Here is a 22,784-nt window from a genome sequence, read left to right as displayed (position 1 = left end):
CCTTTCCCTGACTGTGGGAGAAAAAATGACAACTCCAGAATCCTCGGTCTCGCCGCAACCCGCGGCCACGTGGCCGCAAACCCTGGTCGGGGCGGGCGTGCTGCTGACCGGCCTGGCGCTGGGTTTCGGCGCCATTGGCATTTCTTCAGAAGCCGGCTACGGCGGCGTCGGCCCCAACTTTCTGCCTTGGCTGGTGTCGGGCGTGCTCACCTTGTGCGGCGCCTGGATTCTCTGGGAAGCACGCACCGGCGGCTTTCGTGAACTCGACGCCCCCTCGGGCGCAGAGCATGCCTACTGGCCGGGCTTCGTCTGGGTATCGGCCGGCCTGCTGCTCAACGCAGCGCTCATCACCACGCTCGGCTTCATCCTGAGTTGCATGCTGTGCTACCTGCTCGCCGTGCAGGGCCTGCGCCGCGCGAGCGGCCAGCCTTCGGCCAGCGCGCCGCGCACCTGGGCCATCGATCTGCTGACGGGCGCGCTCATCTCGGCCCCCGTGTTCTGGATGTTCACCAAGTTCCTGGCCATCAACCTGCCGGGCCTCACAACGACCGGGTGGCTCTGACATGGAAATCTTCAACGCACTCATGGCGGGTTTCACCGCGGCGATCACCCCCGTCAATCTGCTCTGGTGCCTGGTGGGCTGTGCACTGGGCACGGCCGTCGGCGTGCTGCCCGGCATCGGCCCGGCCGTCGCTGTGGCCATGCTGCTGCCCATTACCGGCAAGGTCGATATCACGGCCTCGATGATCTTCTTCTCGGGCATCTACTACGGCGCCATGTACGGCGGCTCGACCACATCGATCCTGCTCAACACGCCCGGTGAAACAGCCAGCATGGTCACCGCAATGGAGGGCAACAAGATGGCCAAGAGCGGGCGCGCGGGCGCCGCGCTTGCCACCGCCGCCATCGGCTCCTTCGTGGCGGGCACCATCGCCACCGTCATCGTCACGTTGTTTGCGCCGTTCGTCGCCGAGTTCGCGGTCAAGCTCGGGCCGCCCGAGTATTTCCTGCTGATGCTGCTGGCCTTCACCACCGTGAGTGCGGTGCTCGGCAAGAGCACGCTGCGCGGCATGACGGCTCTGTTCGTCGGCTTGGCGGCGGGCTGCATCGGCCTCGACCAGATCTCGGGCCAGGGCCGCTATACCGGCGGCGTTCCCGAGTTGCTCGACGGCATCGAGATCGTGCTGGTGGCAGTGGGCCTCTTTGCGGTGGCCGAGGTGCTGTATGCCGTGCTCTACGAAGGCAAGGTGGTCGAAGGCCAGAACAAGCTCACCCGCGTGCACATGACAGCGCGCGACTGGAAGCGCTCGATTCCCGCGTGGCTGCGCGGCACTGCCATCGGCACGCCGTTCGGCTGCATTCCGGCCGGCGGCACAGAGATTCCGACCTTCCTGAGCTATGCCACGGAAAAGAAGCTGGCCAAGGATGCGGACGCCAAGGCCGAGTTCGGCACCAAGGGCGCCATCGAAGGCGTGGCAGGCCCCGAAGCGGCCAACAACGCCACCGTGACCGCAGCGCTGATTCCGCTGCTCACGCTGGGTATTCCCACGTCGAACACCACAGCCATCTTGCTGGGTGCATTCCAGAACTACGGCATCCAGCCGGGCCCGCAGTTGTTCACTACCTCCGCCGCGTTGGTGTGGGCACTGATCGCGTCGCTCTACATCGGCAACGTGATGCTGCTGGTGCTGAACCTGCCGATGGTGGGCCTGTGGGTCAAGCTGCTGAAGATTCCCAAGCCGCAGCTCTACGCAGGCATCCTGATCTTTGCAACGGTGGGTGCCTACGGCATGCGCCAGAGCGCGTTCGACCTGTTCCTGCTTTACGCCATCGGCCTGCTCGGCGTGGTGATGCGGCGCTTTGACTTCCCGACCGCTCCAGTGGTGGTGGGCATGATCCTCGGGCCGCTTGCGGAAGCGCAACTGCGCAATGCCATGTCGATTGGCGAAGGGAGCGCTTCGGTGTTCTTCCAGCGGCCGATGTCGATCACGCTGGTGGTCATCATCGTGGCTGTGCTGGTGTTGCCGCGCGTTGCCAAGCGGATGAGCGATCGGAAGCTGGCGCGGCTGGCGGCTCAGTAATTTTCTTGCGCCGTCAGATTGGCGTGAGTCGTGCGGGGCGCTCTTCAGGGTGCGCACCCGCCGACGGGGTGCCTTTCTCCGCGAATGTCCCCCGGCCTTCGGCCTCCTCCTTTATTTCGCTGCGCAAGGCACCCCATCAGCGGGTGCGTTGGGCAGAGCCGTGGTTGATCAGCGGAGCACCAGGAGCGTGCCCTGGTGCACAGGGCATCGGGTGCTCCGCGCAGCGAAATAAAGGAGGAGGGGCGCAGCCCCGGGGGACATTCGCGGAGGGGAGTACCCGGTGGCCTTTGCACAAGCCCTGAACAGCGGCGCCCAAACAGCGGCGCCCCAAACAGCACTCCGCAACCAACGGCATAAAAACCAACGCCCTCCCCGCAGCGAGCAGGAGAGGGCACAGCACATTCAAGTCCGTGGTGCTTCGACCAGGTCGTCGTCGATATGCGGATCAGCCGGCTGCCCCCGCACCTTGCGCACAGTTCGCCGAATCCAGTGCTCGATGTCGTCCACATAAGTGAACACAGCCGGCACCACCAAGAGACTCAGCACGGTAGATGTAATCAGCCCCCCGATCACCGCCATCGCCATCGGTGAGCGGAAACTCGAGTCAGCTGCGCCCAGACCCACCGCAATGGGCAGCATGCCCGCGCCCATGGCCAGCGTGGTCATGATGATGGGCCGTGCGCGCTTGTGGCAGGCATCGCGCAGCGCCTCCCAGCGGCTCATGCCGTGGTCGCGCCGCGCCACGATCGCGTACTCCACCAGCAGGATCGAGTTCTTCGTCGCAACGCCCATCAGCATGATCAACCCGATCAGCGACGGCATTGAAAGCGCCTTCTGCCCGATCAGCAGGCCCACGAACGCTCCGCCCAGTGCCAAGGGCAATGCGCAAAGAATCGTCACCGGATGCAGGAAGTCCTTGAACAGCAGCACCAGCACGATGTAGATGCACAGCACACCCGTGAGCATCGCAAGGCCGAAGCTGGCGAACAGTTCTGTCATCACTTCCGCGTCGCCGATCTCGGTTACGCGCACGCCGGGCGGCAGCTTCTGGATCGATGGCAGCGACGTGACTGCCGTCTTGGCATCGCCCAGGCCCACGCCCGAGAGTTCGATTTCGAAGTTGACGTTGCGCGAGCGGTCGTAGCGGTCGATGACGGCCGGGCCGCCTTCCATCGTCAATGAAGCGACCTGGCTCAGCATGACCGGGCCGCGTGTACCAGGCACCGAGAGGCGGCCGAGCAGGTCGAGGTTCTGGCGGGCCGAATCTTCGAGCTTCACCACGATGGGCACCTGCCGTTGCGCGAGGTTGAGCTTGGCCAGCGCCTGGTCGTAGTCGCCCAGCGTGGCCACGCGCAAGGTCTCGGCAATGGCCGAGCTGGTCACGCCAAGATCGGCGGCGCGCGCGAAGTCGGGCCGCACGGCAATCTCTGGGCGAATCAGGCTCGCGGTGGAGGTGATATTGCCTAGGCCGGGCACCGTGCGCAGGTCTTTCTCGACCGCACTGGCCGCGCTGGCCAAGGCCGCAGGGTCTTCGCCGGTGAGCGCAAGAATGTATTTTTCGCCCGAGCCGCCAAGGCCCACCGTGCTGCGCACGCCGGGCAGCGTTTCGAGCGCGGCGCGAATCTGGTTTTCGATCACCTGCTTGCGCGGCCGGTCGCCGCGATCGTCCAGCTTGATGGTGAGCGTGGCCTTGCGCGTTTCGGGCGTACCGAAGTTGGCGAACGGGTCGCCGCCCGCACTGCCGCCGGCCACCGTGGTGTAGACGCTCTTCACGTGCTGGATCTTCATCACGCGGTTTCGCGTTTCTTCCGCGGCCGCGCTGGTCTGCGCAAGCGTGGAGCCGGGCGCGAGCGAGAGATAGATCTGCGTCTGCGAGTTGTCGTCCGGCGGAATGAAGCCGGTCTTCAGCAGCGGAATCATCGCCAGTGAACCGAAGAAGAAGAGGGTGGCGAACACCATCGTCTTGAAGCGGTGATGCGTGCTCCACTCCACCGCGCGCATGTAGGCTGTGAGCCAGCGCGGCTCTTTTTCGGCGCCGACGACCGGCTTCAGGATGTAGGCCGCCATCATCGGCGTGAGCACCCGCGCCACCACCAGCGAGGCGAACACCGCCAGCGAAGCCGTCCACCCGAACTGCTTGAAGAACTTGCCCGCCACCCCGCTCATGAACGCCGTGGGCAGGAACACCGCAATCAGCGTGAAGGTGGTGGCGATCACCGCCAGGCCGATTTCGTCGGCCGCCTCCATGGCCGCTTCATACGGCGACTTGCCCATGCGCAGGTGGCGCACGATGTTTTCCACCTCCACGATGGCGTCGTCCACCAATATGCCGACCACCAGCGAGAGCGCGAGCAGGGAGATCACGTTGACCGAAAAGCCCAGCAGGTGCATGCCGATGAAGGCCGGAATCACGGACATGGGCAATGCCACGGCCGAGACAAAAGTGGCGCGCCAGTCGCGCAGGAACAGCCACACCACGATCACCGCCAGGATCGCGCCTTCGTACAGCAGGTGCAGCGAGCCGTCGTACTCTTCTTCCACCGGGTCGACGAAGTTGAAAGCTTCGGTCAGTTCGATGTCGGGGCGCTGCACGCGCAAGTCGGCCAAGGCTTTCTGGATAGCTCGGCCCACTTCCACTTCGCTGGCGCCGCGGCTGCGAGCCACTTCGAAGCCGACCACCGGCTTGCCGTTGAGCAGCGCCGCGGCGCGCGGCTCGGCGATGGTGTCGCTGATGCGCGCCACTTGGTCGAGCCGGATGCGGCGGCCGTCGGAAAGGGCGATCTGCATGTCGGCAAGCTGATCGGCCGACTGCACCGTGGCCAGCGTGCGCACCGGCTGTTCGCTGCCTCCCAGGTCGATGCGGCCGCCCGCGCTTTCGGTTTGCACTTGCCGCAGCTGGCGCGAGATGTCGGCCGCCGAGGCGCCCAGCGCCTGCAGCTTGGCCGGGTCCAGGTCGACGTGCACCTGGCGCGTGACGCCGCCCACGCGGTTGACCGCGCCCACGCCGGGCAGTGCGAGCAGCTTCTTGGTGATGTCGTTGTCGACGAACCAGCTCAGTGCCTCGATGTCCATGCGCGGCGAGGCAATGGTGAATGCCAGCACCGGCTGGGCTGCAAAGTCGAGCTTGGTGACGACGGGGTCGCGCACGTCGGCCGGCAGGTCGGCGCGCACGCGCTGCACCGCGGAGCGCACATCGTCCACGGCCTCTTGCACCGGCTTCTCGAGGCGGAACTCGACGATGAGCGTGGCGGCGCCGTCCTGCACCTTGGTGGTGATGTGCTTCAGGCCCTGCACCGTGGCAATGGAGTTCTCGAGCTTGCGCGCAACGTCGGTCTCCAGCTGCGAAGGCGCGGCGCCGGGCAGCGATGCCGAGACCGTCACGGTCGGCAGGTCGATGTCCGGAAAGTTCTGCACCTTCATCGCGTTGAACGACAGCAGCCCACCGAAGGTGAGCAGCACGAACAGCATCACCGCCGGAATCGGGTTGCGGATGGACCATGCGGAAACGTTCATGGGCGGGCCTTTGTTTCGTTGGCGCCGGCGTTGCCCGCGGGCGCCGATGCGGCGGATGCGGCAGGCTGGGTTCCGGCCGCTGCAGGTGCGGGCGCCGCCACGACGCGCACCAAGTCGCCGTCGTTCAGGAAGCCCGCGCCTTGAACCACGATCTGCGCGCCTTCGGGCAGCGCGCTGGTGATTTCGACGCGCTCGCCGACGCGGCGGCCGGTCTGCACCTTGAGCTGCGCCACGCGGTTGTCGGGCAGCAGCATGAACACGTTGTTGAAGCCGTCGCGCGGAACGATGGAGCTCTGCGGCACGGTGGGTGCCGTGCTGCGTCCGAGTTCGAAGTCGCCGCGCGCGAACATGCCGGCCTTGATGCCGGTGTTCTGCTGCACGTTCGGCAGGTCGACATAGACCAGTGCCGCGCGCGTTTGCGGATCAACCGTGGGAGCGATGCTGCGCACCTTGCCGCGCACTTGGGCGCCGCTTGCGCTGACCACGAAGGCGGTGGTGCCTACCGCGATGCGACTGAGTTCGGCCGAGGTCACCTCGGCGCGCCATTCGAGCCGGCCCTGGCGGATCAGCCGGAACAGCTCGGTGCCGGCGGCCACCACGCTGCCGACCGTGGCGGTGCGCGATGAGATTACGCCGTCGTCGGGTGCCAGCACTTGCGTATTGCGGCCGCGCACTTCTTGCGCCGCCAGCACGGCCTCGGCGGCTTCGACGCGCGCCTTGGCGGTTTGCTCGGCTGTCTGGTACTGGTTGATCTGCTGCTGGCTCAGTGCGCCCGTGGCTTGCAGCGTGCGGGCGCGCGCCGCGTTGCCCGCGGCGTCGGCGGCGGTGGCCTTTGCTTCCGCAAGGGAGGCGCGCGATTGCGCGATGTCGGCACGCACCGTCTCTGGCGAGAACACGGCCAGCACCTGGCCCTTCTTCACCAGGTCGCCCACGTTCACGCGAACCTCTGCCAGCTTGAGGCCGCTCGATTCGGAGCCCACGCTGGCCTCTTGCCACGCGGCCACGTTGCCGTTGGCCGCCAGCGTGAGCGTCAGCTCGGTGGGCTCGGGTTTGGCGACGGTCACCGTCAACGTGGGCCGAGGCGGCGGTGCGCCGTCCTTGCCCTTGGCGGCCGCGGGCGCGGCGCCGGGCTCGCCCGCCGGCTTGCTGCGCGTCAGCCACAAGGCCGCGGCAACTACGATGACGAGCGCCAGCAGCGCGATGACGAGGGTAGAGCGTTTGATTCTTTTCATGGCGACGTCGCGACCTTGGCGGTCGGGTTGGAGGTCATAGAGGGCGATTCGGGGCGGGCCCATCCGCCGCCCATCGAGCGGTAGAGCGCAACCCAGGCTTCAGTGCGTTCGCGCTGCAGCGAGACGCGCGCGGTTTGCGCCGCAAAGAGCGTGCGGCGCGAATCCTCCAGTTCGAACAGGCTGGCCAGGCCGCTCTGGTAGCGGGCCTGGGTGGCGTCGAACGAGGCCTGGTAGTTCTGCACGGCCGTGTCGGCATCGGTGGCGCGCGCGCTGGTGCTGTCGAGGTTGACCAGGGCTTCTTCCACCTCTCGCACCGCCTGGCGCACGTTGGCCCGATAAAGCGAGACGGCTTCGGTGTAGCGCGCCTTTGCCGCTTCGGCGCTGGCAGCGCGCGTGCCGCCGTCGAACAGGGGCACGGTGAGTGACACAGGCCCCACGGTCCAGGTGTCGAGCGATTCGCGGAAGCCGCTGGTGCGAATCTGCATGCGGCCGATGGAACCTGAGAGCGACAGGCGCGGATAGCGCGCGGCCTCGGCCGCACCCACATCGGCACTTGCGGCGGCCACGCCCAGTTCAGCGGAATACACATCAGGCCGCTGCGAGATGGCCTGTGCCGGCACGCTGGCAATGCTGCCCACCGCCGGCAGGGCGCGCTGTGCCGGCGAGGCTGCGAGCTTTTGCTCCAGCGTTGTTTCGTCGATGCCGCTGAGCGCCACCAGTGCCTTTCGCTGCACGGCGCACAAGGCGCGCTGCTGGGTCAGGCGGCCGGAAGCGTCGGATGCGCTGGCGCGAGCGAGCGCGGCATCTGCCGGCGCGGTAAAGCCTGCGCGTGCCGAAAGGTCGGTGAGCCGCGCGGTTTCGCTTCGCGAGCGGGCGTCCGATTCAGACACGCGCAACTGCTGCCGGCAGGCGCGCTCTGCGAAGTAGGCGTTCGCGGTTTCGGCCGCCACTGCAACGCGCGCGTCATGCCACTTGGCATCGGCGCTTTCCTGCCGGTTGCGCGCAGCGTCTCGGTCGGCACGCAGCCGGCCGAACAGGTCGATTTCCCATTGCGATTGAAGGCCCGCCTGCAGCGTGGTAACCGGCGCAAGTGCGGTGGCGCCGCCGCTGCCGGACGAGGCGCCTGAAGCGCCCGAGCCAAGCGAAGAGCCCGAGACGCCACGGCTGGCCGAAAGCGTGCCGTCCAGGTTGGGCAGCAGCGCCGCACCGGCCGCAATACGCGTGGAGCGCGCCTCGGCCACGCGCGCCGCTGCGCTCGCAACATTGGGGCTCGCGGCTTCGGCTGCGGCAATGAGTTCGACCAGCAGCGGGTCGTCGAGCTGGCGCCACCAGTCGGCCAGCGACGCGAGCGAGCCGCCGTGCGGCAGCGGGGCGTGCCACTGCGCGGGCATCGGCGCTTCCACCGCGGCGGGCGGCCTCATGAAGCCGCAGCCCGTGAGGCCGAGCCCGAGGCCGAGCGGCAGGCATAGCGTGTAGATCAATCGAAGTCTTCTCATGTCTTCTTTCTCCCGGATCGGACTGGTGCGGCCGCAGGCTTGGCGGCGGCCTGGCGGCGCACGGCTTCGGCCTCGACCAGCGCAAGCGCATAGCTGGTGAGGCGCTGGGCCCACGTGTCGACGCTGCGAGGCGTGTTCAGCAAAGAGGGGCGTATGGCTTCGACGAGGTCCTGGCTCACGAAGAGCTGCATGGCCAGGCCGGTGATGGCGAAGGTCAGGCGATGCACGTCGTCGTCGGGCCGCGAAAGGCCGAGCCGCCGGCACAGAATGCCGGCAATGGCCTTGTGCGGCGCCTTGATGTCGCGTTCCATCTCTTCGGCCCACTGGCTGGTGGGTTCGAGCATTTCGCGCAGGTGCAGCTGGATGCACTGCCGCACGATCTCGCCTTGCTTCAGCGGCTCGATCATGTGCGTGAAGAAGATGTGCAGCGCCTCTTCGATCGGCATGTCGGGTGCGTCGTAAAGCTGCACGAAGTCTCCGGCATTGCCGCCCATCGGCTCGCCGAACGTGGCGGCATACAAACCGGCCTTGTCGCCGAAGTAGTAGCTGATGGCCGAGATGTTGACACCGGCGTTGCGCGCAATTTCGCGTGTGGAAGTCTTGGCGTAGCCGTTGGCGGCAAAGAGCGCGAGTGCGGCGTAGAGAAGGCGCTGGCGCGCTTCAACGCCGTCGCTTCGAGGGGCGCGGGCGGTAATGGCTTGAAGGGCGGAGGCGCTCATGCCCGCGATTAGACCACGCAGCTAATCAAACGATTGATTTACTTAGGGCCGAATGAGGGCTTTAGTCGCACTCGTCGGTTGAATGTGAATTCTGGACAATTCCAGTGCCGCATTGATGTCCGATTTGTTGCGGATTGATGCAGGCTACGATCCGCCCATGTCCGCTGCTCCGCCCGTCGCCGCATCTTCCGCATCCTCCGCGTTGCCGCTCGACGCAGAGGGCATCCTCGCGTTGGCTGCGCGCTCGATGTTCCATCTGTTCTCGAGTATCAGCCAGGGCATGTTCCTGGTCGACCGCAGCGGCCGCATCGTGTGGGTGAACGAAGGCTACCGGCGCTTTCTGCCGGCGCTGGGTTTTTCTTCGATCGACCAGTTCCTGGGGCACATGGTCGAAGACGTGATTCCCAACACGCAGATGCGGCGCGTGCTCGAAACCGGCGAGCCGATCTTGGTCGACCTGCTCACCAACAAGGCAGGTACTTTCGTTGTCAGCCGCATCCCGCTGCGCGCCGAGCACGACGGTCGCGAGGGTAGGGCGGGAGAGGTCATTGGCGCCATCGGCATCGTGCTGTTCGACCAGCCCGAAACCACGCTGCAGCCGCTCATCAGCAAGTTTGCGCTGCTGCAGCGCGACCTCGACGATGCGCGGCGGGAGCTGGCAACCCAGCGCAACAACCCGCTCTACCTGCATGCGGCCGACGGCCAGCGCCGCTCGAAATACACCTTTGCGAGCTTTATCGGCAGCAGCCCTGCGGCGGTGGAAGTAAAGCGCCATGCGCGACGCGCCGCGCAATCGACCAGCCCGGTGCTGCTGCTCGGCGAAACCGGCACCGGCAAGGAGTTGCTCGCGCATGCGATCCACGCGGCATCGGCACGGGCCAAGGGGCAGTTCGTCAGCGTCAACATCGCGGCCGTGCCCGACACGCTGCTGGAGGCCGAGTTCTTCGGATTTGCGCCAGGCGCCTTCACCGGCGCCGACCGGCGCGGGCGCGAGGGCAAGTTCAAGCTGGCGGACGGGGGCAGCCTGTTTCTCGATGAGATCGGCGACATGCCGCTCGGCCTGCAGGCCAAGCTGCTGCGCGCGCTGCAAGAGGGCGAGATCGAGCCGCTCGGCTCCAACAAGCTTGTGCCCTTCGATGCGCGCGTGATCGCAGCCACCTCGCGCGACCTGCCCGAGCTGGTGCGCCGCGGCCAGTTTCGCGAAGACCTGTACTACCGCCTCAACGTGCTGCCGCTGCGCGTGCCGCCCCTGCGTGAACGCCGCAGCGATATTCCGGCGCTGGTCGAAGCGCTGGGCGAAGACATGGCACTGCGCAGCGGCGAGGCGCCGCCCGAGCTCACACCCGATGCGCTGGCGCTGCTTGCCGGGCAGCATTGGCGCGGCAACATCCGCGAGTTGCGCAACGTGCTGGAGCAGGTGACCATGCGCAGCGATTCGCAGCGCATCGATGCGGCGCAGCTGGAGCGCATCCTGCGCGAGGCGGGGCTGGAGCAGATCGAGCTGCCGGCCACGCTGCAGAGTGCGCACGATGCCGACGAGCAGGCGGCGCTCTTGCGGCCGCTTGCGCAGCAGGTGGCTGAACTGGAGCGCAAGGCGATCGCGGCGGCGCTGGAGACCACCGGCGGCAACAAGCTGGCGACCGCGCGCCTGCTCGGCATTTCGCGTGCAACCTTGTATGAGCGGATGACGAGCCAGGAGCGGCAGGCGTGAAAGCCCATGCGACTTGGCCTGCTCCGCAAAAACCCTGACTGATTGGCAGACATGTGATCAAAATTCAGACACATTAGTTGTTCTGAATTCAGTCGCCAGGCGCTTCTTCCAAATGAAGAAGCGTTTGTTATCAATGGGTTAGCCACTGGCACGAAGTGTGCAATATTCAGTCACCTATCAAAGGAGACAAAGAATGAACCGTCGCCACCTCGTTGCGTTGGCCGCACTCGCTGCCTGCGCCGCCACGGCACCCGCCTGGGCCCAGTCCAACGAAATCCGCATCGCGCACATCTACAGCAAGACCGGCCCGCTCGAGGCCTACGGCAAGCAGACGCAGACCGGCTTCACCATGGGCCTGGACTACGCCACCGGCGGCACGATGACCGTCAACGGCAAGAAGCTCGTGGTAATCGAGAAAGACGACCAGGGCAAGCCCGACCTCGGCAAGTCGCTTCTTGCGGCCGCCTATTCCGACGACAAGGCCGCGCTGGCGGTAGGCCCCACGGCTTCGGGCGTGGCGCTGGCCATGCTGCCGGTGGCCGAGGAGTACAAGAAGATCCTGATCGTGGAGCCCGCGGTGGCCGATTCGATCACCGGCGACAAGTGGAACAAGTACATCTTCCGCACCGGCCGCAACTCGAGCCAGGACGCGATTTCCAACGCGGTCGCCATCGACAAGGCGGGCGTGACCGTTGCCACGCTCGCGCAGGACAACGCCTTCGGCCGCGACGGCGTGAAGGCCTTCGGCGCCGCGCTCAAGAAGGCGAAGCTGGCGCACGAGGAGTACCTGCCGCCCGCCACCACCGACTTCACGGCCGGCGCGCAGCGGCTGATCGACAAGCTCAAGGACCAGCCCGGCCGCAAGATCATCTGGATCGTGTGGGCCGGCGCGGGCAACCCGTTCAAGATTGTCGACCTGGACCTGAAGCGCTACGGCATCGAGATTGCCACCGGCGGCAACATCCTGCCCGCCATGGCGGCCTACAAGAACCTGCCGGGCATGGAAGGCGCGGCGTACTACTACTTCGGCATTCCGAAGAATCCGGTCAACGAGGCGCTGGTGTCGGCGCACTACAAGGAATTCAAGACGCCGCCGGACTTCTTCACGGCCGGCGGTTTCTCGGCCGCGATGGCGGTGGTCACGGCGCTCAAGAAGACGGGCGGCGACACCAGCACCAACAAGCTCATCGGCGCCATGGAAGGCATGAGCTTCGACACGCCCAAGGGCAAGATGACCTTCCGCAAGGAAGACCACCAGGCGATGCAGTCGATGTACCACTTCAAGATCAAGGTCGACCCGGCGTTCGCGTGGGGCGTGCCCGAGCTGGTGCGCGAGATCAAGCCCGAAGAGATGGACATCCCCATCAAGAACAAGCGCTGAACTGAGCGCCAACGCACAACCGCGGCCCTGAGGCCGCACTCCCTTCGCCCCGGATGGCCTCCGGGCGAAGCGCCAGCCTGCGCCTTCGTGGCGCGGACGCGGCGCAAGCAACGGCCGATTCGTCAGCAATCAAGCAAGCGTTCGACACACCTACAACAGAAGGAGACAGCGATGGCAGCGATGCGATGGAACTGGAAGGGATTGGCCGCGGCTGCGGCAATGGCGTTTGGCGCGCATGCCTGCACGGCAACTGCGGCGGTGCCGCTGCCGTCGCTGGGCGCGAACCCGGCGGAGGTGAGCGTGTCCGGCCTTTCGGCGGGCGGCTTCATGGCGGTGCAATTGCACGTGGCCTATTCGGCCACCTTCAAGCGCGGCGCCGGCGTGGTGGCAGGCGGGCCGTATTACTGCGCCGAAGGCTCGGTGCTCAACGCCACCGGGCGCTGCATGACGCACAGCACCAGCATTCCGGTGTCGACGCTCGTGAGCACCACCAACAGCTGGGCCGCCAGCGGCGCGATCGACCCGGTGTCGAACATGACCGCTTCGAAGGTGTACCTGTTCTCCGGCACCTCGGACAACACCGTGAAGCCGGCGGTCATGGACGACCTGAAGACCTACTACCAGAGCTTCGTGCCCGCCGCCAACACGGTCTACAAGAACAACATCGGCGCCGGCCACGCCATGGTGACCGACGACTACGGCGGCGCCTGCAGCACCACCGCCGCGCCCTACATCAACAACTGCGGCTTCGATCTTGCGGGCGACATCCTGCAGCATCTCTACGGGCCGCTGAACCCGCGCAACAACGGCACGCTGGGAGGCACGTTCACCGAGTTCAACCAGTCGGAATTCATCACCGGCCATGGCGTGGCCGCGACCGGGTGGATCTACGTGCCGCAGGCCTGCACCACAGCTTCATGCCGCGTGCACATGGTGCTGCACGGCTGCAAGCAGAACTACACCGACGTGGGCGACCAGTACGTGCGCAAGACCGGCTACAACCGCTGGGCCGACACCAACAACATCGTGCTGATCTATCCGCAGACCAGCACCGCGGCCACCAACAGCTGCTGGGACTGGTGGGGCTACGACAACGCGAACTACGCGAAGAAGTCGGGCCCGCAGATGGCGGCGCTCAAGGCGATGGTCGACCGCGTGACGGGTTCGGGCGGCGGCTCGTCGCTGCCGGCGCCCACCGGCGTGGGCACCTCGGGCGCGACCAGCAGCAGCATGGTGATCGGCTGGGCCGGCGTCTCGGGTGCGAGCGGCTACAACGTCTACCGCGGCGGGAGCAAGGTCAACGCCGCGCCCGTTGCCGGCACCAACTACACGGACACCGGCCTCGCGGCATCCACCACCTACAGCTGGACCGTGGCTGCGCTCGATGCGAACAACGCGCAGGGTGCGATGTCGGGCGCGGCCACGGGCACCACGCTGGCCGGCAGCGGTGGCGGCGGCACCTGCTACACCGCCAGCAACTATGCGCACACCGTGGCCGGGCGCGCCTATGCACTGTGGGGCCTAACCTATGCCTATGGTTCGGCGCAGGCCATGGGGCTGTGGAACATCTACGTGACCACCACGCTGAAGCAGACCGGGCCCAACTACTACGTGATCGGCAGCTGTTGAGCCCGATCGACTTTTCCGTTTGAGAAAAATGACCAACGATGCTTGAGACCCGAGACCTGACCATCCGCTTTGGCGGGCACGTGGCCGTCAACAACGTGAGCTGCGCCTTCGCGCCGGGCACGTTGACGGCCATCGTCGGCCCCAACGGCGCGGGCAAGACCACCTACTTCAACCTGATTTCGGGCCAGCTCAAGGCGAGCGCGGGCACGGTGTCGCTCGACGGGCAACTGCTCTCGGGCCTGTCGCCGTCTGCGCGCACGCATGCGGGGCTGGGGAGGGCGTTTCAGCTCACCAACCTGTTTCCCAATCTCACGGTGCTGGAGAACGTGCGCCTTGCGGTGCAGGCCACGCGCGAAGGCGCGCATCGGCGCGGACTCAACCTGTGGAGCATCTGGAGCGACCACAAGGCGCTGACCGAACGCGCGGACCAGATCCTGGCCGACGTGGCGCTGAAGTCCCGCGAGCACGCAACGGTGGCGAGCCTGCCGCACGGCGACCAGCGCAAGCTGGAGGTGGCGCTGCTGATGGCGCTCGAGCCCAAGGTCTTCATGTTCGACGAACCCACGGCCGGCATGAACGCGGCCGAGGCGCCGGTCATCCTCGATCTGATCCGCAAGCTCAAGCAGGACAAGAGCAAGACCATCCTCCTGGTCGAGCACAAGATGGACGTGGTGCGCGAGCTTGCGGACCGCATCATCGTGCTGCACAACGGCACGCTGGTGGCCGATGGAGAACCGGCCGAGGTGATTGCATCGCCGGTGGTGCAAGAGGCCTACCTGGGCATTGCGAAGGAGGCCGCATGAACCTGCTCGAACTACAAGGCGTGCAGACGCACATCGGGGCTTATCACATCCTGCACGGTGTCGACCTGCAAGTGCCCAAAGGCCAGCTCACCATGCTGCTGGGCCGCAACGGCGCGGGCAAGACGACGACGCTGCGAACCATCATGGGCCTGTGGCATGCGTCGGAGGGCAGGGTGCGCTTCGGTGACAAGGACATCACGGCCATGCACACACCGCAGATCGCGGAGCTTGGCATTGCCTACGTGCCCGAGAACATGGGCATTTTTTCCGACCTTACGGTGAAGGAGAACATGCTGCTGGCCGCGCGTGGTGCGAAGAACGCCGAGCAGATGGACGATGCGCGCCTGAAGTGGATCTTCAAGCTCTTTCCGGCGGTCGAGAAGTTCTGGAACCATCCCGCAGGCAAGCTCTCGGGCGGCCAGAAGCAGATGCTGGCGGTGTCGCGCGCCATTGTCGAGCCGCGCGAACTGCTCATCGTCGACGAGCCCAGCAAGGGGCTCGCGCCGGCCATCATCAACAACATGATCGATGCGTTCGGCGAGCTCAAGCGCAGCGGCGTGACGATTCTGCTGGTGGAGCAGAACATCAACTTCGCGCAGCGCCTGGGCGACACCGTCGCGGTGATGGACAACGGCCGCGTGGTGCACAGCGGCGGCATGGCGGAGTTTTCCGCGGATGCGCAACTGCAGCAATCTCTTTTGGGTCTCGCGCTATGACGTACTTGATGTCTTGTTCCCTCTCCCTCTGGGAGAGGGCTAGGGTGAGGGCAGACGGCCTGTGCAAAGGCCATGCCCTCACATCGGCGCCGCTGGCCCTCACCCCAACCCTCTCCCGCAAGCGGGAGAGGGGGCAAGAAAAGGGAGCGCAAAAATGAAAACGATCGACTTCGACTGGAAGCCGCTACTTCTCGCTCCCATCCTCGCGCTGGCCGCGCTACCGCTCACCGGCTCGTTCTCGACCTGGCTCACGCTCACGGTGGCGGGCCTGGCCATGGGCATGATCATCTTCATCATCGCCTCGGGCCTCACGCTGGTGTTCGGCCTGATGGACGTCCTCAACTTCGGCCACGGCGTGTTCATTGCGCTCGGCGCCTTCGTGGCCAGCAGCGTGCTCGGCCTGATGGGTGACTGGACAGGTTCGCAGGAGCTGTGGCGCAACCTCGTCGCCGTGTTCCCGGCCATGCTGGTGGCCATGGCGGTGGCGGGCGCCGTGGGGCTGGCGTTCGAGCGTTTCATCGTGCGGCCGGTGTACGGCCAGCACCTGAAGCAGATTCTCATCACCATGGGCGGCATGATCATCGGCGAGGAGCTTATCAAGGTGATCTGGGGCCCTGCGCAGGTGCCGCTGCCGTTGCCCGAAGCCCTGCGCGGATCGCTGCTGATCGGCGATGCGGCCATCAGCAAATACCGCCTGCTTGCGGTGGCGGTGGGCGTGCTGGTGTTCGGGCTGCTCGCCTGGACGCTGGGCCGCACCAAGATCGGCCTGTTGATCCGTGCCGGCGTGCAAGACCGCGAAATGGTCGAGTCGCTTGGCTACCGCATCGGCCGGCTGTTCGTCGGCGTGTTCGTGGTGGGCAGCGCGCTGGCCGGCCTGGGCGGCGTGATGTGGGGACTGTTCCAGCAGAACCTGGTGCCGCAGATGGGCGCGCAGGTCAACGTGCTGATCTTCATCGTGATCATCATCGGCGGGCTGGGTTCGACGGGCGGGGCGCTCATCGGCGCGCTGCTGGTGGGCCTCATGACCAACTACATCGGCTTTCTGCTGCCCACGCTCACCCAGTTTGCGAGCATCTTGCTGATGGTGGCGGTGCTGCTGTGGCGGCCGCAGGGCGTGTACCCCGTGGCCAACCGTTGAGAAAGAAGACGCCATGTTCCTGAAACGACTTCTCTCCAACGACATGCCCCGGAGCCGCCTGCTGGCGCTGCTGCTGGTGGCGCTGTTCATTGCGCTGGCATTCGCGCCGTTCATCTTTCCGGGTGTGAAGGCGCTCAGCGTCGCGGCCAAGATACTGGTGTTCGTGGTGCTGGTGGCCAGCTTCGACTTGCTGCTGGGCTACACCGGCATCGTGAGCTTTGCGCACACCATGTTCTTCGGCATCGGCGCCTACGGCATCGCCATTTCGGCGTCGCGGCTCGGGCCCAGCTGGGGTGCAGTGCTGCTCGGGCTTGGGGCCGCACTCGCAATCTCGCTGGTGCTCTCGTTCGCCATCGGGCTGTTCTCGCTCAGGGTGCGCGCCATCTTCTTCGCGATGATCACGCTGGCGGTGGCCTCGGCCTTCCAGACGCTGGCGTCCCAGCTGTCTGACTTCACGGGCGGCGAAGACGGCCTGACCTTCAAGCTGCCCGAGCTGATTTCGCCGAGCTTCGAATTCTCTGAAGAGCCGTTTCTCGGCGTTTCGCTCGACGGCCGGCTGCTGTGCTACTACATGCTGTTCGTGGCCGCGGTGGTGCTGTTGCTGGCATTGCTGCGCATCGTGAATTCGCCGTTCGGCCGCGTGCTGCAGGCCATCCGAGAGAACGAGTTTCGTGCCGAGGCCATCGGCTACCGCGTGGTGGTTTACCGCACCACGGCGGCCGTTCTGTCGGCGCTCTTCGCCACGCTGGCCGGCGCCATGCTCGCGATCTGGTTGCGCTACAACGGGCCAGACACGTCGCTGAGCTTCGAGATCATGATCGACGTGCTGTTGATCGTGGTGATCGGCGGCATGGGCACCATGTACGGCGCGGCCATTGGCGCGGTGCTGTTCGTGCTGGCGCAAAGCTACCTGCAGGACCTGCTGCGTGTCGGCAGCGAGGCCGCGAGCGGGCTGCCCTGGCTTGCGGCGCTACTCTCGCCTGACCGCTGGCTGCTGTGGCTGGGCGTGCTGTTCGTGCTGTCGGTGTATTACTTTCCGACCGGCATCGTCGGCAAGCTCAGGGCGAGGGCTGCGCGATGAGCAACGATCTTTCGGTTCCGGTCGTCTCCCGCTACGCCCAACTCGCGGGCCGCGAAGTCCATTGGCTCGATTGGGGCGCGCCCGATGCGCCGGTGATCATTGCCTGGCACGGGCTGGCGCGCACCTGCCGCGACATGGACGAGCTGGCACAGCACTTTGCCGCGCGCGGCTTCCGCGTGATCTGCCCCGACACCATCGGCCGGGGCCTGAGCCAATGGAGCCCGCTGCCGGACGAGGAATACCAGCTCTCGTTCTACGCGCGCCTTGCAGGCGCGCTGTGCGACGAGCTGCGCCTGGGCCGCGTGCACTGGGTCGGCACTTCCATGGGCGGCGCCATTGGCACGGTGTGCGCTTCAGGCCTGTTCGAGCCGCGGATGAGAGGGCGCATTGCGAGCCTGGTGCTCAACGACAACGCGCCGCAGCTTGCACAGGCGGCCATCGACCGCATCCGGGCCTATGCCGGCGAGCCGCCCGCATTCGACACGGTGGCCGAGCTCGAGCTCTTCTTTCGCACTGTCTACAAGCCCTACGGCTGGCTCAGCGATGCGCAGTGGCGTCGCCTCACCGAGAGCTCCACCCGCCGCCTGCCGGACGGCCGGGTAACGCCGCACTACGACCCGGCCATGGTCCGGCAGTTCAGCGCACACGACAACGACTACCTGATCTGGCCGCACTACGACGTCATCGACATACCGGTGCTGTGCCTTCGCGGCGCCGAGTCGGACCTGGTGCTGCCCGAGGTCACGCAGCAGATGCAGCAAAGAGGGCCGGGCGTTTCGGGCCGGCTGCAAGTGGTCGAAATTCAGGGGTGCGGCCACGCGCCCGCGCTCAACGTGCCGGAACAACTGGAGCTCATCGAAGGGTTTATTCGGGCCGCCGGTCGCTAGGGGCGAGTCGGCGAGACAATCGCCGCCGATTCCAACCACAAGGACTAACGCCATGGCGCTTTCGATGTACGACCTCTCCGTGCCGGTCTTCTCCCGCGGGCTCGGCCAGCTCACCCATCTGCTCGAAAAGAGCCTGGCGCATGCCAAGGCCAACGACATCGATCCCGCGACGCTGGTGGACGCCAAGCTGGCGCCGGACATGCTCACGCTGGCCGGCCAGATCCAGCGCGCGAGCGATGCCTCTAAGCTCGGCGTGGCCCGCATCGCCGGTATCACCGCGCCGAGCTTTCCGGACGAGGAAAAGACCTACGACGACCTGCTGGCTCGCATCGAGAAGACGCAAGCGTTTCTTGCCACCGTGGACCGCACGATGATCGACGGGCAGGAAGAACGCCAGGTAACCATCAAGTCCCGAGAAGGAGAAGCGCATTTCACTGCGCAGCGCTACCTGCTCCAGTTCGCGCTGCCCAACTTCTTCTTCCACGTGACCACGGCCTACGGCGTGCTGCGCCACAAGGGCATGCCCATCGGCAAGATGGACTATCTGGGCAAGTTCTAGGCGCGGGCCGGCCCTTGGGTCGGCCAGCCTGCGAGATTGCGTTCGGCAATTTCCGCCAGCGCGGTGATCCATGCCGGGCTGTCGTTGAGGCACGGGATGTAGCTGAAGGCCTCTCCGCCGGCATGCATGAAGGCCTCGCGGCCCTCCATGGCAATTTCTTCCAGCGTTTCAAGGCAGTCGGCCGGAAATCCCGGACACACCACGTCGACCCGCTTCACGCCGCTCGCGCCGAGTTCGCGCAACGTGGGCTCGGTGTAGGGCTCGAGCCATTTGGCACGCCCGAAGCGCGACTGAAAGGTCACGCGATGCTGCGCCTCCGAAAGGCTGAGCCGCGCCGCGAGCAGGCGCGCGGTTTCGAGGCACTGCGCCTGGTAGGGGTCGCCGAGTGCGATGTTGCGCGCCGGAATGCCATGGAAGCTCATCAGCAAGACTTCGCCGCGGCCCTCTTTCTTCCAGTGCTGCTCGATACCCAGCGCAAGCGCCTCGATGTAGGCCGGGTCGTCGTGGTACTGGTTGACGAAGCGGAACTCCGGAATGCGCCGCTGGCGGCGGCTCCAGTCGTTGACCGCATCGATCACGCTGGCGGTGGTGGTGGCCGAGTACTGCGGATAGGCCTGCAGCACCAATACACGCGTGGCGCCTTCGGCCTGCAGCGCATCGAGGCGCGAGGCGATCGACGGACTGGCGTATCGCATGGCGTCGCGCACCGTCACGCGGTGGCCGCGCTCACCCAGCCAACCGGCAAGCAGCGTGGCCTGCCGTTGCGTCCATACCTTCAGCGGCGAGCCCTCGGGCATCCAGATGCTCGCGTACTTGGCGGCCGACTTGGCGGGCCGCACGCGAAGGATGATGCCGTGCAGGATCAACGCCCACACCAGCCTTGGAATCTCGACCACGCGCGGATCGCCGAGAAACTCCGCAAGGTAGGGCCGAACTGCGGCCGCTGTGGGCGCGTCGGGCGAGCCCAGGTTGCACCAGAGCACGGCGGTGCGCCCGGCGATGGAACTGTCGTTCGTGTTGTCTTGAGGCATGCGATATTCTCGGGCATGACCTCCGCTTCCACGGCGCTCGCGAACGCCGCGCCCCTCGACATCAAGCGCATCGCCGCGATCTCGCTCGACCTGGACGACACCCTGTGGCCGATCTGGCCGACCATCGAGCGCGCCGAGACGGTGCTGCAGGAGTGGCTGCTGCGCGAGGCACCCAAGACCGCCTCGCTGCTGCTGACCCCGGGCATCTTGCGCGAGCTGCGCGAAGCCACCGCGAAGGAGCGTTCAGACCTGGCGCACGACCTGAGCGCGCTGCGGCGCGAATCGATTCGCACGGCGCTGAAGCGCTCGGGCGAAGACCCGGCGCTGGCCGACCCCGCCTTCGACGCTTTCTTTGCCGAACGACAGCGCGTGACGCTGTATGAAGACGCGCTGCCCGCCCTCAAGTGGCTCAGCGAGCGCTATCCGCTGGTGGCGGTGTCGAACGGCAACGCCGACATTCACCTGACCGGCGTAGGCCGCTGGTTTCGAACTGCCTTCAATGCACGCGCATTTGGCAGCGGCAAGCCGCATGCACCGATCTTCCGTGCCGCGGCCGCTTCGGTCGGCCTGCTGCCGAAAGACGTGCTGCATGTGGGCGACGACGCAGAGCTGGACGTGGTGGGCGCGCTCAACGCCGGCATGCAGGCGGCCTGGCTGGTGCGCGACGAGCGTCCCTGGGTTCACGGCGCGCGGCCGCAGCTGATCGTGCCGAACCTGCATGCGCTGTGCGTGGCGCTTGGTGCCTGATTGCCGGATTACGAAAACACAGGCCGGAAGAAGCTGCGCTCGTAGCTCACGATGCAGCGGGTTTCTTCGGCGTACCTGAAGGCGGCCTGGCATTCGGGGTCTTGCATCGAGTCTGCGCGGTATTGCTCGTAGGCGGCCAGGCTCGCAAAGCTGAACATCGCCAGCGCCACATTGTTGGTGCCTTCCGAAGGCAGGAAGTAGCCATGGTGCTGACCGCCGAACTTCTCGACCAGCGGAATCCACAGCTTGCCGTAGTGTTCGAATTCCTTGAGCTTGTAGGGATCGACGATGTAGCGGAGATAGCAGGTGACCATGGTTCTTTCCGTGAACGAGTGGGGATCGGCAAATCGGCTTTGTCAGTCCAGCTTGAACTGTTCGCGCAGCGCCGCGCAGAAATCGGCGGTGCCGCTGAGCGAGAAGGTCACGGTGTCGAGCTCCGGCGCTTCGCTCGTCTGCTGCAGGTCGAAGTCCCAGGCGGCTCCGTCTTCCAGGGCGCCTTGCGCATTGGGGAAGGTGGCGTTGGCCCAGGCCAGCACCTGCGCAACTTCTGCAAGCACCTCGCGCGTATTGGCGGGCACCGTCGTCGCCATTGCATCGAAGGTGCCGTGGCCTTCGGTGTCTTCGCTGTAGTCGAAATCGAGATAACGCAGGTGGTTCATGGTGTGTTCAGGGCGTTGGCGGCGGCGAGCCCGCTGAGTACAGCGCCTTCGAGCGTGGCGGGGTAGGGCCCTTCGGTGTAGTCGCCGCAGGCCCGCAGGCCGGGCGCGATTTTCGCAGGCGGCCGCGCCAGCGCCGGCGTGCAGGCAAAGGTGGCGCGCTTCTCGACCACGGTCTGCACGAGCTGCAACGAGGTTTGTCCCAACTGTGCGGCGGCCTGCGCCATCGCTTGATGCTCCAGCGCTTCGCGCGGAGTTTCGTTCGCGCTCACGACCATGGCAAGCACGCCCTCGGGCCCACCGAGCTGGCCGCGATCGAACACGAACTGCGCCGGCGCGGTGGCGGGGTGGCTGCGCAACGCGAGCATCGGCTCTGCAAGAGGTGTGGCGCCGCGCACATAAACAGTGGCAATGGCTTCGAAGCGCAAGGCCTCGGTGGTCTCGCACCAGCGCTCCGCCGACAGGCCGGATGCGCGCACGAGCCGGGCCGCATCCCACGGCGCGCAGGCCAGCACAACCTGGTCGAAGCACTCGTCGTCGACATGCCATTGCTCGCCTTGACGCGAGATGGCGCGCACGCGCGTGCCAATGCGCAGCGTGGCACCGTGTTGTGTGAGCCACGCCAACGCAGCATCGGGAAAAAGCGCACCCAGGTCCACACGCGGAATCAGCAGGTCGGCGCCGCCGCTGCCGCTGAAAAGCGCATCGTGCAGCACGCGCAAGAACACTTCTCCGCTCGATTGATCGACCGGCGTGTTGAGCGCCGAAACGCACAGTGGCTCGATCAGCTCCTGCATCACGCGCGGCGTGAGGCCGGTGCAAAGCGCGGCGACGGTGGTGCCGGCGCCGCAGCGGAAACCGCCGAGGCGCCATTGCACGGCGGTGCGCAGCAAGGTGGATTTGTCGCGCCATGTCCAGCCGCGTGCGCTGAAGATGCCGGCGAGCAGGTCGAGCGGCGCCGGCAGCCGCGGCAGCTTCAATCCGCCGCCGTCGGCAAAGCGCAGCGAAAGCGGCATGCGCAAAAGCGCACTGCCTGCATCGACGCCCACATCGCGCATCAGCTTCAGCGTTGCGGTGTAGGCGCCGATGAGGATGTGCTGCCCGTTGTCGAGCGCCATCCCATGTATGTTGTCGACCCGCCGCGCGCGGCCGCCCGCCATGTGCGCGGCTTCGTAGAGCGTGACGGCATGGCCGAGGCGGGTGGCCTCGACGGCGCAGGCGAGGCCGGCCCAGCCGGCGCCGATGACGGCCGTCTTCACTCGTCAGCGCCTTGCTGCCACGCGACGAGCTTGACGGGCGTCTGCGCGGCCGTATTGCCAGGAACACCGCGGAACGGGCTCTGCCCGGCCGCAGGTGTTGCCCCCGGTAGGGGGAGGGAGAAGCGACACGAAGTGCGCGGAGCCT

At 66.3% G+C, this 22,784-nt stretch carries 20 protein-coding genes; 12 read left to right on the top strand and 8 right to left on the bottom strand.

Going from position 1 to position 22,784, the window contains the following annotated elements; translation table 11 throughout:
- Nucleotides 1–25: 25 nt before the first annotated feature.
- The gene (locus tag V9L21_RS12155) at nt 26–562 is read left to right on the top strand and encodes a tripartite tricarboxylate transporter TctB family protein (RefSeq protein ID WP_337312131.1); all 537 of its coding nucleotides are present in this window, start codon (nt 26–28) and stop codon (nt 560–562) included.
- Between the two features lies 1 nt (nt 563).
- On the top strand, nt 564–2,081 hold the full coding sequence (locus tag V9L21_RS12150; protein ID WP_337312129.1) for a tripartite tricarboxylate transporter permease: 1,518 nt from the start codon (nt 564–566) through the stop codon (nt 2,079–2,081).
- 402 nt (nt 2,082–2,483) lie between these two features.
- Here V9L21_RS12150 and V9L21_RS12145 read toward each other — a convergent pair whose 3' ends face one another.
- Genes V9L21_RS12145 through V9L21_RS12130 form a run of 4 tightly spaced genes read right to left on the bottom strand, consistent with a single transcriptional unit; the run spans nt 2,484 to nt 9,041 of the window.
- Nucleotides 2,484–5,594: an efflux RND transporter permease subunit gene (locus V9L21_RS12145; protein ID WP_337312127.1), complete on the bottom strand. Its 3,111-nt coding sequence runs from the start codon at nt 5,592–5,594 to the stop codon at nt 2,484–2,486.
- The gene (locus V9L21_RS12140) at nt 5,591–6,826 is read right to left on the bottom strand and encodes an efflux RND transporter periplasmic adaptor subunit (protein WP_337312125.1); all 1,236 of its coding nucleotides are present in this window, start codon (nt 6,824–6,826) and stop codon (nt 5,591–5,593) included. Before V9L21_RS12140 ends, V9L21_RS12145 begins: the two co-directional genes overlap by 4 nt.
- Nucleotides 6,823–8,322, bottom strand: coding sequence for an efflux transporter outer membrane subunit (locus V9L21_RS12135; protein WP_337312123.1), 1,500 nt, complete (start codon nt 8,320–8,322; stop codon nt 6,823–6,825). Before V9L21_RS12135 ends, V9L21_RS12140 begins: the two co-directional genes overlap by 4 nt.
- On the bottom strand, nt 8,319–9,041 hold the full coding sequence (locus V9L21_RS12130; protein WP_337312121.1) for a CerR family C-terminal domain-containing protein: 723 nt from the start codon (nt 9,039–9,041) through the stop codon (nt 8,319–8,321). The genes V9L21_RS12135 and V9L21_RS12130 overlap by 4 nt, the downstream gene beginning before the upstream one ends.
- Before the next feature lie 157 nt (nt 9,042–9,198).
- Here V9L21_RS12130 and V9L21_RS12125 point away from each other — a divergent pair, with 157 nt between their 5' ends.
- From V9L21_RS12125 to V9L21_RS12085, 9 genes are all read left to right on the top strand, one after another.
- Nucleotides 9,199–10,752: a sigma-54 interaction domain-containing protein gene (locus V9L21_RS12125; protein ID WP_337312119.1), complete on the top strand. Its 1,554-nt coding sequence runs from the start codon at nt 9,199–9,201 to the stop codon at nt 10,750–10,752.
- A 193-nt stretch (nt 10,753–10,945) separates the two neighbouring features.
- A complete protein-coding gene (locus V9L21_RS12120; RefSeq protein ID WP_337312117.1) occupies nt 10,946–12,133 on the top strand; it encodes a substrate-binding domain-containing protein in 1,188 nt (395 codons plus the stop codon).
- 171 nt (nt 12,134–12,304) lie between these two features.
- On the top strand, nt 12,305–13,762 hold the full coding sequence (locus V9L21_RS12115) for an extracellular catalytic domain type 2 short-chain-length polyhydroxyalkanoate depolymerase (RefSeq protein ID WP_337312115.1): 1,458 nt from the start codon (nt 12,305–12,307) through the stop codon (nt 13,760–13,762).
- A 38-nt stretch (nt 13,763–13,800) separates the two neighbouring features.
- A complete protein-coding gene (locus tag V9L21_RS12110; protein WP_337312114.1) occupies nt 13,801–14,565 on the top strand; it encodes an ABC transporter ATP-binding protein in 765 nt (254 codons plus the stop codon).
- Complete coding sequence (locus V9L21_RS12105; RefSeq protein ID WP_337312112.1) at nt 14,562–15,281, top strand: ABC transporter ATP-binding protein; 720 nt, start codon at nt 14,562–14,564, stop codon at nt 15,279–15,281. The genes V9L21_RS12110 and V9L21_RS12105 overlap by 4 nt, the downstream gene beginning before the upstream one ends.
- A 154-nt stretch (nt 15,282–15,435) precedes the next feature.
- Nucleotides 15,436–16,419: a branched-chain amino acid ABC transporter permease gene (locus tag V9L21_RS12100; protein WP_337312109.1), complete on the top strand. Its 984-nt coding sequence runs from the start codon at nt 15,436–15,438 to the stop codon at nt 16,417–16,419.
- Nucleotides 16,420–16,432: 13 nt separating this feature from the next.
- The gene (locus tag V9L21_RS12095; RefSeq protein WP_337312108.1) at nt 16,433–17,500 is read left to right on the top strand and encodes a branched-chain amino acid ABC transporter permease; all 1,068 of its coding nucleotides are present in this window, start codon (nt 16,433–16,435) and stop codon (nt 17,498–17,500) included.
- Entirely contained in the window at nt 17,497–18,387 is an 891-nt protein-coding gene (locus V9L21_RS12090) for an alpha/beta fold hydrolase (RefSeq protein WP_337312106.1), read from the top strand. The genes V9L21_RS12095 and V9L21_RS12090 overlap by 4 nt, the downstream gene beginning before the upstream one ends.
- Before the next feature lie 52 nt (nt 18,388–18,439).
- Entirely contained in the window at nt 18,440–18,946 is a 507-nt protein-coding gene (locus V9L21_RS12085) for a DUF1993 domain-containing protein (RefSeq protein ID WP_337312104.1), read from the top strand.
- Here V9L21_RS12085 and hemH read toward each other — a convergent pair.
- Nucleotides 18,943–19,977 (bottom strand): ferrochelatase, encoded by a 1,035-nt coding sequence (hemH, locus tag V9L21_RS12080; protein WP_337312102.1) that lies wholly within the window; start codon nt 19,975–19,977, stop codon nt 18,943–18,945. The genes V9L21_RS12085 and hemH overlap by 4 nt on opposite strands.
- Nucleotides 19,978–19,992: 15 nt before the next feature.
- On the opposite strand from hemH, the gene V9L21_RS12075 reads away from it, so the two are divergent.
- A complete protein-coding gene (locus V9L21_RS12075; protein WP_258506880.1) occupies nt 19,993–20,724 on the top strand; it encodes an HAD family hydrolase in 732 nt (243 codons plus the stop codon).
- A gap of 8 nt (nt 20,725–20,732) precedes the next feature.
- Here V9L21_RS12075 and V9L21_RS12070 read toward each other — a convergent pair whose 3' ends face one another.
- The 3 genes from V9L21_RS12070 to hpnE are packed head-to-tail and all read right to left on the bottom strand — an operon-like array spanning nt 20,733 to nt 22,639.
- Complete coding sequence (locus tag V9L21_RS12070) at nt 20,733–21,038, bottom strand: NIPSNAP family protein (protein WP_337312100.1); 306 nt, start codon at nt 21,036–21,038, stop codon at nt 20,733–20,735.
- Nucleotides 21,039–21,080: 42 nt separating this feature from the next.
- On the bottom strand, nt 21,081–21,383 hold the full coding sequence (locus tag V9L21_RS12065; protein ID WP_337312099.1) for a hypothetical protein: 303 nt from the start codon (nt 21,381–21,383) through the stop codon (nt 21,081–21,083).
- A complete protein-coding gene (gene hpnE / locus V9L21_RS12060) occupies nt 21,380–22,639 on the bottom strand; it encodes a hydroxysqualene dehydroxylase HpnE (protein WP_337312098.1) in 1,260 nt (419 codons plus the stop codon). The genes V9L21_RS12065 and hpnE overlap by 4 nt, the downstream gene beginning before the upstream one ends.
- Between the last annotated feature and the right edge of the window lie 145 nt (nt 22,640–22,784).

Origin of the sequence: Variovorax sp. CCNWLW235 (assembly GCF_037204085.1) — a bacterium.
Classification (GTDB): Bacteria; Pseudomonadota; Gammaproteobacteria; order Burkholderiales; family Burkholderiaceae_C; genus Variovorax.
This window is presented reverse-complemented; position numbering and strand designations above follow the sequence as displayed.

Coding starts and splice junctions, on each gene's coding strand:
- V9L21_RS12085 (WP_337312104.1), top strand. CDS start 18,440: ATGGCGCTTTCGATGTACGACCTCTCCGTGCCGGTCTTCTCCCGCGGG.
- V9L21_RS12135 (WP_337312123.1), bottom strand. CDS start 8,322: ATGAGAAGACTTCGATTGATCTACACGCTATGCCTGCCGCTCGGCCTC.
- V9L21_RS12115 (WP_337312115.1), top strand. CDS start 12,305: ATGGCAGCGATGCGATGGAACTGGAAGGGATTGGCCGCGGCTGCGGCA.
- V9L21_RS12075 (WP_258506880.1), top strand. CDS start 19,993: ATGACCTCCGCTTCCACGGCGCTCGCGAACGCCGCGCCCCTCGACATC.
- V9L21_RS12130 (WP_337312121.1), bottom strand. CDS start 9,041: ATGAGCGCCTCCGCCCTTCAAGCCATTACCGCCCGCGCCCCTCGAAGC.
- V9L21_RS12100 (WP_337312109.1), top strand. CDS start 15,436: ATGAAAACGATCGACTTCGACTGGAAGCCGCTACTTCTCGCTCCCATC.
- V9L21_RS12070 (WP_337312100.1), bottom strand. CDS start 21,038: ATGGTCACCTGCTATCTCCGCTACATCGTCGATCCCTACAAGCTCAAG.
- V9L21_RS12145 (WP_337312127.1), bottom strand. CDS start 5,594: ATGAACGTTTCCGCATGGTCCATCCGCAACCCGATTCCGGCGGTGATG.
- V9L21_RS12065 (WP_337312099.1), bottom strand. CDS start 21,383: ATGAACCACCTGCGTTATCTCGATTTCGACTACAGCGAAGACACCGAA.
- V9L21_RS12140 (WP_337312125.1), bottom strand. CDS start 6,826: ATGAAAAGAATCAAACGCTCTACCCTCGTCATCGCGCTGCTGGCGCTC.
- V9L21_RS12150 (WP_337312129.1), top strand. CDS start 564: ATGGAAATCTTCAACGCACTCATGGCGGGTTTCACCGCGGCGATCACC.
- V9L21_RS12090 (WP_337312106.1), top strand. CDS start 17,497: ATGAGCAACGATCTTTCGGTTCCGGTCGTCTCCCGCTACGCCCAACTC.
- V9L21_RS12125 (WP_337312119.1), top strand. CDS start 9,199: ATGTCCGCTGCTCCGCCCGTCGCCGCATCTTCCGCATCCTCCGCGTTG.
- V9L21_RS12110 (WP_337312114.1), top strand. CDS start 13,801: ATGCTTGAGACCCGAGACCTGACCATCCGCTTTGGCGGGCACGTGGCC.
- V9L21_RS12095 (WP_337312108.1), top strand. CDS start 16,433: ATGTTCCTGAAACGACTTCTCTCCAACGACATGCCCCGGAGCCGCCTG.
- V9L21_RS12105 (WP_337312112.1), top strand. CDS start 14,562: ATGAACCTGCTCGAACTACAAGGCGTGCAGACGCACATCGGGGCTTAT.
- V9L21_RS12155 (WP_337312131.1), top strand. CDS start 26: ATGACAACTCCAGAATCCTCGGTCTCGCCGCAACCCGCGGCCACGTGG.
- V9L21_RS12120 (WP_337312117.1), top strand. CDS start 10,946: ATGAACCGTCGCCACCTCGTTGCGTTGGCCGCACTCGCTGCCTGCGCC.
- hemH (WP_337312102.1), bottom strand. CDS start 19,977: ATGCCTCAAGACAACACGAACGACAGTTCCATCGCCGGGCGCACCGCC.